The organism is Nocardia sp. bgisy134, from assembly GCF_057708325.1.
In genome coordinates this window covers 99385-114087 of the sequence record NZ_JBYIRW010000012.1, presented here as the reverse complement: position 1 = coordinate 114087, position 14703 = coordinate 99385, and the positions used below count along the sequence as shown (strand labels likewise).

Here is a 14703-nt window from a genome sequence, read left to right as displayed (position 1 = left end):
TTCGGTGCCCCCATTTCTGGGGGCTCGGCGCGCTGGATTCGATCTTGATAGCCCCGGCACGGGGTGCCACGACGGCTATATTGTGGGCGCTGTCGGTCACAACGCACCGCCCGTCGCTCCTCGTCCATCCAGGGGTAGCGGGATCGGTTGGATCTCGGGTCACATCACCGTTAGAGGAAGTTAGTTCGTGCTAAACACTTTCGTCGAGACACTCGTCGCTCAGGCCGAGAACCGGCCGGGCGATGTGGTGTATCGATTTTTGGACAGCGGTGATGTCGACGGTGTCGTCCGCGCAATGTCGTACGCCGAGCTGGGTATCCGCGCGCGGGCCATCGGCGCCGCGCTCCAGGACTCGACGCCGCGGCGCGCGTTGTTGCTGTACCCGGCGGGACCGGAGTTCGCCGAGGCGTTCTTCGGGTGCCTGGCGGCAGGCGTTGTCGCCGTCCCCGCGCCGCTGCCCGAATGGGAGAACCGGTCGCTGCGCAGGCTGCGGCGGATGGTGGCGCACGCCGAGGTCGATGTGGTGCTGGCGCCGCGGCGGGTCGTCGCCGACGCGGCCGCGCTCTGCGCGGAGATTCCCGAACTGGCGGGCGTGCGATGGCTGGGAACCGACGAGATCGAGGGCGATCTCGCAACGCGGTGGCGGGAGCCGGATCTCGGCCCGGATTCGGTCGCGTTCATCCAGTACACCTCCGGCTCGACCAGCGCGCCGCGCGGCGTACTGCTCACCCACGGAAATCTGCTGCACAACCAGGCGGCGATCGCCACGGGACTCGGACACGACCGGGCGTTGGCCGAGTCGTGGGACGGGGCGCTGTTCGCCAGCTGGCTGCCGATGTACCACGACATGGGGCTCATCGCGCCGCTGCTGCACACGGTCTATCTCGGCGGGAATTCGGTGCTGATGTCGCCGCTGCACTTCCTGCAACGTCCGGAACGGTGGCTACAGGCGATCTCCACCTACCGCGCCCACACCAGCGGCGGCCCCAACTTCGCCTACGAGCTGTGTGTGCGCCGCGTCGCGCCGGAGCAGATCGATCGGCTCGACCTGAGCCGGTGGCGGGTGGCGTTCAACGGTTCCGAACCGGTGCGGGCCGCGACGGTGCGGCGGTTCACCGACACCTTCGGCAGGGCCGGGTTCCGCGCCGAAACGCACCAGCCGGTCTACGGGTTGGCCGAGGCCACCCTGATCGTGACCGCGCCCGCCACCGCCACGCCGCCGTCGTTCCTCGACGCCGCGAGCCGTGCCACCGACGGACACCCCACGCGCGCAACCGAGTTGGTCGGCGTCGGGCACGCATCCGAGGGGATCTCGATCGCGGTCGTCGACCCCGAGAGCGGCGCCGAACGCGCCGCCGGGGCGGAAGGCGAGATCTGGGTCGCAGGCGACAGCGTGGCCGCCGGATATTTCCGCGACGACCAGGCCACCGCCGAGGTGTTCGGGGCGCGGCTGCCCGGAGACGACCGTCGCTTCCTGCGCACCGGTGATCTGGGATTCCTCTCCGGCGGAGAGCTTTTCGTCACCGGCCGACGCAAGGATCTGCTGATCGTCGACGGCCGCAACCACTATCCGCAGGACATCGAGGAGACCGTCGAAGCGGCGCACGACGCCGTCCGTGCCGGATGCGTCGCCGCCTTCTCCGTGGACGTCGGGGTGGACGGGGAACAGCCTGTGGTGGTGGCCGAGGTGCGCGGCGAGGATCCCGGCGAGCAGGCCGCGATCGAGGGCTCCGTCCGCGCCGCGGTGGCGGCCGACCACGGGATCGGCCTCGCGGCGGTGCTGCTGATCCGGCCGGGAACCATCTTCAAGACCAGCAGCGGGAAGATTCAGCGTTCGGCGTGCCGGGCGGCCTATCTGTCCGGCGAATTGCTCGCGCTGCTCGCGGGCCCGGTGCGATCGCCGGAGGACGAGCTGGACGACTACGACGCGGAGCCCGAGACCGTGCGGCCGGAGACCGCCGAGCCCGCGGCGGGGTCCGCGGCGCAGCCCTCCGCGGAGGCGATCCGATCCTGGCTGGTGACGGCGATCGCCCGGCAGGCCGCGCTGGATCCGGAACGCATCGACGCGCATCGTCCGATGGTCGAATTCGGTTTGGGCTCGGCCGATCTGGTCGAGATGGTGGTCGACCTGTCGGATTTCGTCGGGCGCTTCCTCGACACCAACCTGCTGTTCGACCATCCCACGATCGACGGGGTGGCCACGGCACTGGCCCCCGACCCGTCGCACGATCCGGCTGCGGCGAGTGCCGCCGAGGCCGAGGCCGCTCCCGGCGACGACGCGGACGACGACGCGATCGCGATCCTCTCGATGTCCTGCCGTTTCCCGGGCGCCGCGGATTCGCCCGAGGCGCTGTGGCGGCTGTTGGACGGCAACGGTGACGCGCTCACCGAGGTGCCCGCGGGCCGCTGGGACATCGACGGACTGTACGACCCGGACATCTCCGCGCCCGGCAAGGCGTACACCTTCCGCGGCGGATACGTCGACGGCATCGACCGTTTCGACGCCGCGTTCTTCGGCATCGGCCCGCGCGAGGCCGCCGTGATGGATCCGCAGCAGCGCGTCATGTTGCAGCTCGGGTGGGAGGCGATCGAGCGGTCGGGTCGCGATCCGCGCACCCTCCACGGCAGCGCGACCGGCGTCTATCTCGGCGTGTACAGCACCGGCTATCTGGCCGACGTCGCGCCGGAACAGCTGAACGGCCAAGTCGGAACCGGACTCTCGCCGAGCGTCGCGTCCGGCCGGATCGCCTACACGCTAGGGCTGCACGGCCCGGCGGTCACCCTGGACACGGCCTGCTCCTCGTCGATCGTCGCGGTGCACCTGGCGATGCAGGCACTGCGCGCGGGGGAGTGCGACCTCGCCTTGGCGGGCGGCGCCACGCTGTTGATGTCGCCGACCGCCCACATCGAACTGAGCAGGCTCGGTGTGCTGTCGCCGACGGGCCGGTGTGCGCCGTTCTCCACCGACGCCGACGGCACGGTGTGGGCCGAGGGCGCCGGTCTGCTGCTGTTGAAGCGTCTCGGGGACGCCCGCCGCGACGGAGACCGGGTGCTCGCGGTCATTCGCGGTTCCGCCGTCAACCAGGACGGCCGCAGCCAGGGTCTGAGCGCGCCGAACGGCGCGGCCCAGGAACAGGTGCTGCGCTCGGCGCTGCGAGTCTCGGGTCTGGCGCCGCACGATATCGACTATGTCGAAGCGCACGGCACGGGGACGGCGCTCGGCGACCCGATCGAGGCGCGCGCCTTGGCGCGAGTGTTCGGACCCGGCCGCGATCCGCAGCGGCCGCTCGGCATCGGATCGCTGAAATCCAATGTGGGGCACACCCAGGCCGCCGCGGGCGTGGGCAGCATCGTCAAACTCGTGCTGGCGCTGCACCACGAACGCATCCCGGCCACACTGAATGTGGGAGTGCCGTCGCCGCAGGTCGATTGGGCGAGCAGCGGTCTGGCGGTGCAGGCCGAGCCGATGCCGTGGCGGCGCGGCGACCGGCCGCGCCGTGCCGGGGTGAGCGCCTTCGGGCTCAGCGGCACCAACGCGCACCTGATCCTCGAGGAGGCGCCACCCGAGCCCACGGCCGCGCCGGAGCCGGCGAGCGAGGACCGAAGGGTGGCGCTGCTGCCGATTTCGGCCCGCAGTCAGGCATCGCTGCACGGTCAGGCCGAACGGCTGCTCGATCTGGTGCTGGCCGAGCCGAGCTTGCGGCCGGGACCGGTCGCTCGCGCACTGGCATTGCAGCGCACCCAGTTCGAGCGTCGTGCCGTCGTGGTGGCGGGCGACCGGGACGAGATGGTCGGCGCGCTGGGCGATCTGGTGGACGGCCGGTCGTCGGCGAACGCCGTCGTCGGCTCCGGCCCGGTGCTCACCAACGCCAAGACCGCGTTCGTCTTCCCCGGACAGGGCACACAGTGGATCGGCATGGCGCGCGACATGCTCGCAGGCTCCGCGGAGTTCCGCGCCGAATTCGAACAGTGCGACAAGGCTTACGGCACACATATCGGCTGGTCGCTGGTGGACCGGCTGAACACCATGACTGCCGCCGACCTCGCCGACTTCCCCGTCGTGCAGCCGCTGCTGTTCGCGACCATGGCCGCGCTCGCGGCCACCTGGCGGGCCGCGGGCGTCACCCCGGACGCGGTCGTCGGCCACAGCCAGGGCGAGATCGCCGCCGCCTACTGCGCCGGTGTCATCGAATTGAGCGATGCCGCACGGATCGTCGTCACGCGCAGCCGCCTGATGCAGGGCATTACCGAACCGGGCGCGATGGCGATGATCGGCCTGCCCGAGGCCGAGGTGCGCGGGCGGCTGGCGGATGTCGACGGCCGGGTGTCGATCGCGGCGGTGAACGTGCCGCGTTCGACGATCGTGGCGGGCGAGCAGGCGGCGGTGGAGGAACTGCTCGCCGAGCTGGACCGCGCGGGAATCTACACCCGGCTCGGCGCGGCCGGTCCCGGATTCGCGGGGCACTGCGGGCTGATCGAGTCCATCCGCGATCCACTGACCGCCGCGCTGGCCGACCTTACCGCGGATTCGCCCGCCACGCAGTGGTATTCGACGGTCTCGGGCGAGCCGATGACGGCCGAACCGATCGAACCCGGCTACTGGTACCGGAACGCGCGGGAGACCGTGCGGTTCGCGGCCACGATCGAGCGCATGATCGCCGACGGGTTCCGCTACTTCGTCGAACTCGGCGTGCACCCCTCGCTGACCGCGGCCGTGCAGGCCGTGTCGGAGGAGCTCGGGCGCGAGGTGGTGGCCGTCGGTTCGCTGGTGCGTGACCAGGACGGACCCACCTGCCTGGCCAGGGCGCAGGCCGAACTGTACGTCGCGGGCCACGAACTCGACTGGACCCGGCTGGTTCCCGACCACGGGCGGGTCCACCTGCCCACCTATGCCTTCGACGAACGGCGCTTCTGGACCGACCCCGTCCACCGCGACTCCGGGTCGCTCGGGCTCCAGGATGTCGCCCATCCCATTCTGGGCGCCGGTGTGCCGCAGCCGGATTCGGACGGCCTCACGCTGACCGGACGGCTTTCGCGCACGCAGCAGCCGTGGGTGGTCGATCACGCCGGACCGAACGCGGTGCTCGTTCCCGGCGCGGCGCTGGTCGAACTGGCCGTTCGCGCCGGTGACGAGGTGGGCAGCCCGGTGCTGCGTGAGCTGGTGTTGCGCGCGCCGATGCTCGTGCCCGAGCGCGGAGCTTTGCAGATCCAGACAGTCGTCGGCGGCGCGGACGACCGAGACCGCCGTACCGTGCGCGTCTACGCCCGCGCCGAGCACGACCCGGACGCCCAGTGGACGCTCCACGCCGACGGGGCGCTGGCCGCGGAATCCGAACCTGTTCCCGCACAAGTCGATTTCTCGGCGTGGCCGCCCGCGGACGCGGTTCGCGTCGACGTCGACGACCTGTACGCGACGCTGTTCGCGCGCGGGCATCACTACGGTCCGCTGTTCCGGGCGATGCGAGCGGCGTGGCGACGCGATGACGACATCTTCGTCGAGGTCGAACTCGCCGAAGCCGCCCACGGCGATGCCGCGAGATTCGGCATCCATCCGGCGCTGCTGGACGCCGCGTTGCACGCCACCGCACTGTTCGCCGCCGACGGCGCGAATGCCCTGCTGCCTTTCGTGTGGACCGATGTCACGCTGTGGGCCTCCGCCGCCACCGCGCTGCGCGTCCGGCTCACCCGGTCGGGATCCGACGCCGTCAGCGTGTTCGCGACCGACCGCACCGGACAGCCCGTGGTGTCGGTGGGTTCGGTGCTGTCGCGGCCGGTGGCCGCCGCGCAGTGGGACGCCGCCGCGCTCGCGCCCGCGTACCGTCGGCTGTTCCGGATGGAGTGGTCGGAGCTCCCGCTGCCCGTCCCGGACCGGACGCTCACGGTGGGCGAGTGGAATCCCGCCGCCCGCGAGGTCCGCGATGTGATCGTGCTGCGGGCGTCCGAAGGCGATGCACCGAGCCAGGTGCACGACGCCGCCCAGCAGACCCTGGCCGCGCTCCAAACGCTGTTGGCCGACCATCGATTCGAGCGGTCGAGGCTGGTCGTGCGCACCCACCGAGCGGTGACGCTGCTCGGCGAGGACAGCCCGGACCCGGCGGGCGCGGTCGTGTGGGGACTGGTGCGCTCCGCGCAGTCGGAGAATCCCGGCCGGATCACGCTGATCGATGCGGCCGACGGTGACGTGGACGTCGTCGCGCTCCTCGCCGCGGAAGAACCGCAGCTCGCCGTGCGAAACGGAGTGGCATTCGCGCCGCGGCTGACTCGGCTGCCCGAGGCGGCATGGCGCGCGCCGGAAGGCCGGGTGTCGCTCGGGGACGGGGCCGTGCTCATCACCGGCGCGCCCGGCAGGCTCGGTTCCGCGCTGGCCCGGCACCTGGCCGACGCCTACGATGCCAGAGATCTGGTGCTGGTCAGCCGCCGCGGTATCGACGGCCCCGGTGGCGTCGCGCTGCGGGACGAGCTGGAAAGCCGCGGTGTGCGTGTGCGATTCGCGCGCTGCGACATCGCCGACCGGTCGGCGCTGGCGCGGTTGCTCGACGGGCTGCCGCTGGCCGGTGTGGTGCACGCGGCGTGCGTCCTGGACGACAGCACGTTCGGCGCGTTGACCGCCGAGCAGCTCGACGCCGTGCTACGGCCGAAAGTCGATGCGGCACACCATCTGCACGAGCTGACCGCCGACCGGGAGCTGTCCATGTTCGTGCTGTTCTCCGCTGCGGGCGGCCTGTTCGGCACGCCAGGCCAAGCCAATTACGCGGCGGCCAACGCCTATCTCGACGCGCTGGCGCTGCGTCGCCGCGCACGCGGACTCCCAGCCCAGTCGCTGGCCTGGGGCGCGTGGGAGGTCGACATGCACGACCAGATGGCGCAGGCCGACATCCGGCGGATCGCGCGCGCGGGCGTCCGCGCGTTCTCGGTGCCCGAGGGCATGGCCTGTTTCGACGCCGCCCTGCGAGTCGGTGACCCGCTGCTGGTGCCCTTGCTGCTCGACACCGGCGTGCTGCGCCGTGCGCCCGCGGTCCCGCCGCTACTGCGCGGGCTCGTGCGCCGCGCGCCCCGGCGGGCGGTGGCCGACCGCGCGACCGTCGACGCGGCGGCGGGTTCGCGCTTCGCCGAACGAGTGCGGGCCGTGCCGCGCGCCGAGGCCAGCGCGCTGGCCCTCGCCGCCCTCGTCGAGTGGACCGGGGAGGTGCTCGGCCACGCGGGCAGCGAAACGGTCGCGGCCGAGCAGACCTTCCAGAGCCTCGGTCTCGACTCCCTGATGGCGGTGGAACTGCGCAACAAGGTGCGCGAGCACACCGGAATCTCGGTGCCGCTCGGCACGATCCTCGCCGAGCAGAGTCTCGCCGACCTCGCCGATCATCTCGTCGGCGAGGTGGTGCGGCAGGCCGACGCCGGGGGCTCCGCCGCGGTCGCCGCCGAGGCTCCCGAGGTGGAGGTGCTGCCGGTCACCCGGGACATGATGCGCCTGCTGCGCACCGAGCAACTCGGCATCCCGAGCGCCGCGCAGACGGGCGGCGTCGCCGTGCGGCTGACCGCGCGGGTCACCAGGCCGCGGCTGGACGAGGCGCTGGCGCGGCTGGCCCGCAGGCATGCGGCGTTGCGCACCACCATCCGGTCGAGTGACGAGCACGGGCGGCAGCTGGAGATCCGTCGGGAGCCGGGCACATCGGCCGGTTGGCGCGACCTGAAACGGCTCGACGACACCGTGGTGCAGCAGCGTTTCGCGGAGCTGATGGCGCGGCCGTTCGATCTGGCGACGGGCCCGCTGTGGCGCTTCGAACTGCTGAACGCCGAATCCGGCGGTCAGGCACTGCTTTTCGGCGCGCACCACAGCATGAGCGATGTGCAGTCGATGCTGCTGGTCGCCGGTGAACTCGCCGCGGAACTGTCCGGCGCGGAGCTCGACGACGTCGTCACCAACCGTGACATGCATCAGCTGCTCGCCGCGCAGTCGAGCGGGCGCGACGACGCCGACGCCGAGAGTGCGAAAACGCGGTGGCGCGAGGCGTTCTCGGGCTCGCGCAGGCTCGACCTGACCATTGCGCATCCGCGTCCGGCCGCCCGCAGCTACGGCGCGGGGTCGGTGGCGCTCGACCTGCCCGCAGAATTGCACGACCGGGTCGCGGACCGCGCCCGCGACCTCGGCATCACCCCGGCCGCGGTGTTCCTCGGCGCGCTGACCATCCTGCTGGCCCGTCGTCAGCGGGTCGATCGGTTCGCGCTCGCGGTTCCGGTGGACACCCGCATGCACGCCGACGCGACTACCGCAGTCGGGTATTTCGGTGTGCCTGTGCCGTTCCCGGCGGCCGCGTCGGCCGGTGATCTCGTCGCCGACGTGCTGCGGCGCACCGGCGAGCGACTGCGGAATCTGCTCGCGCCCGGCGCGGGCTTCGCCGAGGTGCTCGCCGCGCTGGCCGCCGAGGGCCTCTACCGCGACAACGCGCCGATGATCGAGGTGTACTTCAACTACCTGCGCGCCAACTCCGCCGTCGCGCCGGCAGCGGTCGTTCCGGTGAGCACGGGCTACTCCGATCTGGACCTCATGGTCGCGGTGCTGCCCGATACCGGACAGGTGTGGTTCACCTACAACAGCGACATCATCGATGCGGGCGCCTGCGCCGAGTTCGGCGCCGAATACCTCGCGACGGTCGCCGCCGTCGTCGCCGACCCCGGGGCTTCGGCCCGACCGGAAACCGCTGGGCAGCAGCCGGTTCCCGGACTCCGCGCGGCGGTGGGCGCGACGTTCGCGCTCGGCAGGCTGCCCGAGCTGATGGCGGCGGCGTCGTCCGATGCCACGCCGATCACCGTCGCGGAGGCGCCCTACCATCATGTGCTGTCCTGCCTGCGCGACCCTTCGGGTGTGTTCGCGCAGCCGTCGACGGAATTGGGCATCGTGCTGCTGCGCGCGGCGGATCTGGAACGCTTCGGCGCGCTCGCCGACGACCAGCTCGCCGAGCTGGCCGCCGCGTTCCCCGCTGCCGTGCTCGAGGTGGCCGAACGCACGCACCGGCCGGTGATCGTGGGCATCCTGCCCTCGGCCCGCGCGGAGGAACGGTGGCTCGAATGGGAGCGGCTGGTCGCCGAACGCCTGCACGACAAGCCCGGCGTGGCGGTACTGGATGCGCAGGAGTGGACGCGCCGTCATCCGGTCGACCAGCCCTTCGACGATCGAACCGAGGTCCTGGCGCATCTGCCCTTCACGCCCGAATTCCAGGCGGCAGTGGCACTCACCGTCGTCGCGACCGCGGCCGACGCGACGGAGCCCGCGCCGAAGGTGATCGCCGTGGACGGCGACGACACCCTGTGGAGCGGAACGGCTGGCGAGATCGGTTCCGCCGCTGTGGCTTTCGACGAGCCACGCCGTGTGCTGGCGCGGCGGCTGCTGCACTGGCGCGACGCGGGAACGCTGCTGGTGCTGCTGACCAACAACGACGCCGATATCGTCGACGCGATCCTGGACCGGCCTGACAGCCCGCTGCGCCGTGAGCATTTCGCGGCCGTCTCCGCGGGGTGGGACGGCAAGCCGGAGCGGCTGGAGGAGGTCGCGAACACCCTGGGGCTCGGTCTCGACAGCTTCTGCTATCTCGACGACAACCCGGTCGAAGTGGCGCGTATGCGCGCGCGGCTGCCCGAGGTGCTGTCGGTGACATGTCCTCCCGGCGCGGAACTGGAGTCGTTCCTCACGCGGCTGTGGCCGGTGGTTCCGATCGCATCGACGGCCGAGGACCGCGCGCGGGCCGATTTCTACCGCCAGGATCGGGAGCGCGACAAGGCCCGCGCCACCGCGGAATTCGCCGCATTCCTCGCGGGGCTGAACCTCGAGGTCGCCATCGAGCCGCTGACCGAGGCCACCGCGGTGCGCGCCGAACAGCTCGTGCGGCGGACCAATCAGTTCACCCTCGCCACGGTCACTCACGAGGATCTCGACGGGTGGCGCGACGAGGGCGAGGTGTGGACGGCGACGGCGCGCGATCGCTTCGGCGACTACGGCCTGATCTCGGTGCTCGCGCTGCGGGCGGACGCGGACGTCCTCTGGATTCGCGGCTGGCAGCTCAGCTGCCGCGCCCTCGGCCGCGGCGTCGAGGAGCGGCTACTGAATTGGGTCGCCGATCGGGCCGACGCCCTCGGCTGCTCGACGGTGCGGATGTCGGTCGAGGGCTCGGGCCGCAACGAACCCGCCCGCCGACTGGCCACGCGGCTGGGCGGCAGAGCCTCGGAGGATGCGCGGCTGGAAGTCACCGCGACACCGGATCGTCTGCGGGAGTTCAGGTCCTGGGAAACCACGGCAGCCCATGGAGAAGAGGAGATGACTCGGTGACCGGTGCTGACGAACGGACGGCGGCCCGCAACCCGGCCGTCGACCGTCGCGTGCGCGGCGAAGCCCTCGAACGAGCCACCACCGGACTGGATGTCGCCGCCCTGCTGGCGCGCACGGGCGGCAACGGCGCTGCGCCGAGAGGCGAACCCCAGCACGGTGCGCGATCCATGGATGCCGAGGCAACCGGAGGAAACGGCGCGGCACAGCCGGACGAGTCCGGACCCGCCGCACCACCGAGGGACGCCGACGCTTTGGTCACGGCCGTGACCGCCGTGGCGAATCGGTTCACCGCGACGCCACTCGACGCCGACGCCGACTTCTTCGACGCGGGCGGCACCTCCCTCGCGGCGGTGGAATTCGTCGCGGCGCTGGCGCGCGAGCTGGATGTCCACCTGGATCTCGACACGGTGTTCTTCGACGCACGGCCCCGCAGGCTGGCGCAGCGCTGGCTGGCGGACCACCCGGAATCCGCACCGCCGCAGCCGAACGCGGAACCCGAGGCCGACACCGCCGACCTCGCACAGCTGTTCGCCGACCTCGTGGGCGCCGATCGGTTGCCGCTCGTCGCGGCGCCGGAACGGGTCGCACCGCGCCGCATCCTGCTGACCGGGGCCACTGGATTTCTGGGCAGTCATCTGCTGCTCGATCTCTTGCGCCACAGCCGAGCCCACGTGGTGTGCCTGGTCCGCGCCGACGACGACCACGACGCCACCCGACGGCTGGAAGACGCCGTCCGGCGCTTCGCGCTGCCGTGGTCGCGGGAGATACTGCGGCGCGTGACCCCGCTGGCGGGCGACCTGCGCAAGCCCCGGCTCGGTCTGTCCGACGAGCAATGGAAAACCCTCGCCGCGGACGTGGATTCCATCGTCAATGCCGGTGCCGCGGTGGACTTCCTGCGCGGCTACCCGTCGCTGCGCAGGACCAACGTGCTCGGCCCGCTGACCCTCGCGGAACTGGCCTGCACCGACCGGCCCAAACCGCTGCACCACATCTCGTCGCTGGCGGTGTTCAACGGAACGGACGCGGCCACCCTGGGTGAGGACGACCCGACCGCGCACGTCGCCGCGCTGCCCATCGGATACGACCGATCCAAATGGGCCGCCGAGGCCGCGTTGCGCCGCGCGGGCGAACACGGACTCGTGGTGACCATCCTTCGTCCCGGCGGCATCGGCAGCCACCCGGAGACCGGCGCACACAATCCGCGTGACCTCAACGCCGGAATCACCGCGGCGCTGATGCGATTTCGCACCGCGCCGGGCTTCCGGTACCTCAACGCCGCGCCGGTGGACTGGGTCAGCCGGGTGACCGCGGAGATCGTCGGCACGCCGAGCGCCTGGGGTCACACCTATCACCTCACGGGTGCGCCCACCTCGCTCGATCAGGTGGTCGCCGAAACCACGCTGGGCGGCATGGGTCTTCGCGTGCAGCACTGGGAGCAGTGGTGCGACGACGTGGTCCGCGCGATCCGCGAAGAACCGGTACCGGAACTGGAGTCGCTGGCGCAGGTTTTGCAAAGCCCCGTCGCCCGGCGTCAGCTGGCGGCGATGGTGACCGCGCCGCCCGCCTCGGCCACCCGGACCGAGGCGTTCGTCTCCGCCAACGGCCTGCCCGCGCCCGCGGCGTCCGGCCCGGCGGCCCGCAGCCGGATGCTCGCGGCCATGGCGGGCGTCGGCCCGCAGCCGGGTGACGAGCCCTATCTGCGATTCGACGAAACACTCGCCGGGACAGTCGGTCCGGTCGGCGAGACCGCCGACCTCCCGTGCGATCTGCGGCTGACACTGTCCGTCGCGAGCGGCGCGCAGGTGTTCACCGCACGCACGCTCGACGTCACCGGCGAGCTCACCTGCGCTCGGTTGCACGACGAGCCGCTCACCGTCGAAGGCACGGCGACCGTCCGGCCGCACGACGGGATTCCGCTGCGTCACGAGGTGCGGCATCCGCTCATGCACTACCGCCTGACCCTGCGTGATTCTTCCGGCGGCGCGTGGTGGCTGGAGGGATACAAGTTCGCCGCGGCGCGCAGGCGTTTCGTCCGGCAGCTCGGCACGCAGGTTCTCGAGATCGGCCGCGCCGGGGAACCCGCGTCGTACCGCGGCGAAGTCGCCGTGCCCATGCACACCTACTTGCCCGACCAGATCGACGGCATCCGGATCGATCCACGACTGCCCGAACGGCAGCGGCGCCTGGCGAAACTGCTGTGGCTCAGCTGGTTCGGCGGCCAGCTCGGCAAAGGGTTGATGGAACCGATGCTCCGGGTCGGAATCGACCTGCTGGATCTGCGCCGGGCCGCGCGTAAGGAGCACCGCCGATGAACCTGCGATCCACCGCGACGGAAACCGGTGCCGCGGAGACGATTTCCTTCCGCACGGCCGACGGCGTCGACCTCGGCCTGCGCCGTGTCGGTCCTGCGGACGGTCCCGCGGTGCTGCTGGTGCACGGGCACGGGGTGTCGTCGGAGATGTTCGCGCTCTCCGAGATCCGGAACGTCACCGATGTCCTGGCCGACGCCGGTTACCAGTCGTGGCTGCTCGACTGGCGCGGCAGTTGCCGCCTGCCGTACAACGAATCCGGCCCGCCCTACACCTTCGACGATGTCGCGCTCTACGACCTGCCCGCGGCGGTCGCGCAGATCAGGGCCCGAATCGGCGACCGTCCGCTGTTCGTCGTCGCGCACTGCATCGGTGCGCTGGCCCTCTCGCTGAGCATGACGGCCGGACTGCTGCCCGGACTCGCGGGCGTGGTCGCGCAGGGCGTTTTCCTCACGCCCAAGGTCAGCACGTCGGCGCGGCTGCGCGTGCTGCTCGGCAGTGAGCTGCTCGGCTCGCGGGTCGGCCACATCGAATCCGACTTCCGCAAGGTGGGGCTCTGGTCCCGGCGCACCTTGCTCTACGCCGCGCTGTCCCGCAAAGGCGACTGCCCCGACCCGACCTGCCGCATGGTGCAGCACGGCTGGGGGATGGGCGCCAAGCTGTTCGAGCACGACCATCTGGATTCGCGCACGCACGATCGGCTGGCCGAATTGTTCGGCGCGATACCGCTTTCGGTGTTGCCGCACCTGCGGCAGATGGAACTCGCGCACGCGGTGGTGCGGTGGAACGTCGACGACGAGCGCTACGCGGCGCTGCCGGAGAACGCGCTCGACCACGCCGATCGCATCGACTGCCCCGTGCTGCTGCTGTCCGGCAGCCGTAACGAGGCGTGGCTCGATTCCAACAAGCTGTGTTACGAGGTGCTTTCGGCGCGCAATCCGGGAACCGATGTCCGCTACACCGAGATTCCCTCCTACGGCCACCTCGACACGTTCATCGGGCGTGGCGCGGCGCTGGACGTGTTCGGGCACATCGTCGATTTCCTCGACGAGACGTCAGCTCGGTTGGCGTAGTGGCAGACCGGCGCTGCGGTAGATGGCATCGATGACGGACATGGTGGCGACGGCGTCGCCCGGCGCGGTGGCCACCGGCTCGCCGCGCAGCACCGCGGCGGCGAAGGCGTCGAGTTGATAGTCGTAGGAGGTCCGATGCGCGAAACGCCGCACCCGCCTGCCGCGCTCCGAGCGGACCGCGAGCAGATGTCCCAGATGCGGCAGCACCGGATTGATCAGCCGCATCCGGCCGCGGTCCCCGACGACGGTGGCGCCGACGCGCAGCACGTCGGCCGACCACATCGAGCACCGGATGTGGCCGGTGTGCCCGGAAGGGAAGCGCAGGTCGGCGGTCATCGCCCGGTCGATCCGGGATTCGCGCAGCTTCGCCCGCGCCGTGACCACTTCCGGGTCCTCCCCGCCCAGCACGCGGGCCATGTGCACGGCGTAGCAGCCCGCGTCCATCAGGGCGCCGCCCGCGAGGGCGTAGTCGTAGCGGATGTCGGAGAACTTCGGCAGCGGAAAGCACAGCGCGGCCTCCACGCGCCGCAGTGTTCCGAGTTCGCCGGACGCGATGATCTCCTCGGCGGCCGACATCAGCGGGTGATAGCGGTAGTGGAAGGCCTCCATCACGACGCGATCGGAATCGCTTGCCAGCGCGGCGATCTCACGCGCCTCGGCGGCGTTGGCCGTGAACGGCTTCTCGCACAGCACATGTTTTCCCGCCGCCACGGCGGCCCGGGTCCAGCGGCCGTGCAAGCCGTTCGGCAGCGGAATGTAGACCGCGTCGAGATCGGGCGCCTCGATCAGCGCCCGATAGCTGTCATAGATATGCGGAATACCGTGCTTGCGCGCGAATTGCTCCGCGCGCGACCGATCCCGCGCGGCCACCGCGGCGACGACGACCTCCGAGCTGCGCGCTGCCGGCGCGATCAGGGACGCGGGCGCGATGCGGGCCGCGCCGAGGATGCCGATGCGGAGCCCGGAGCGCAGGTGGTCGGTCACCAGCAGACATTAACATCGG

The 14703-nt window shown here is 71.4% G+C and carries 4 protein-coding genes; 3 read left to right on the top strand and 1 reads right to left on the bottom strand.

Features of this window, described 5'->3' with window-relative positions:
• Positions 1-187: 187 nt before the first annotated feature.
• The 3 genes from AC3ERS_RS21770 to AC3ERS_RS21760 are packed head-to-tail and all read left to right on the top strand — an operon-like array spanning position 188 to position 13700.
• A complete protein-coding gene (locus tag AC3ERS_RS21770; protein ID WP_431969893.1) occupies positions 188-10318 on the top strand; it encodes an HAD-IIIC family phosphatase in 10131 nt (3376 codons plus the stop codon).
• On the top strand, positions 10315-12630 hold the full coding sequence (locus AC3ERS_RS21765) for a thioester reductase domain-containing protein (RefSeq protein ID WP_431969892.1): 2316 nt from the start codon (positions 10315-10317) through the stop codon (positions 12628-12630). The genes AC3ERS_RS21770 and AC3ERS_RS21765 overlap by 4 nt, the downstream gene beginning before the upstream one ends.
• Positions 12627-13700: an alpha/beta hydrolase gene (locus AC3ERS_RS21760; protein WP_431969891.1), complete on the top strand. Its 1074-nt coding sequence runs from the start codon at positions 12627-12629 to the stop codon at positions 13698-13700. The genes AC3ERS_RS21765 and AC3ERS_RS21760 overlap by 4 nt, the downstream gene beginning before the upstream one ends.
• Here AC3ERS_RS21760 and AC3ERS_RS21755 read toward each other — a convergent pair.
• Positions 13683-14684, bottom strand: a complete 1002-nt coding sequence (locus AC3ERS_RS21755) for a Gfo/Idh/MocA family protein (RefSeq protein WP_431969890.1) — start codon at positions 14682-14684, stop codon at positions 13683-13685. The two genes, AC3ERS_RS21760 and AC3ERS_RS21755, sit on opposite strands and share 18 nt — an antisense overlap.
• Between the last annotated feature and the right edge of the window lie 19 nt (positions 14685-14703).

Excerpts from the sequence above, each read along its gene's own strand:
- AC3ERS_RS21760 (WP_431969891.1), top strand. The coding sequence starts at position 12,627 with ATGAACCTGCGATCCACCGCGACGGAAACCGGTGCCGCGGAGACGATT.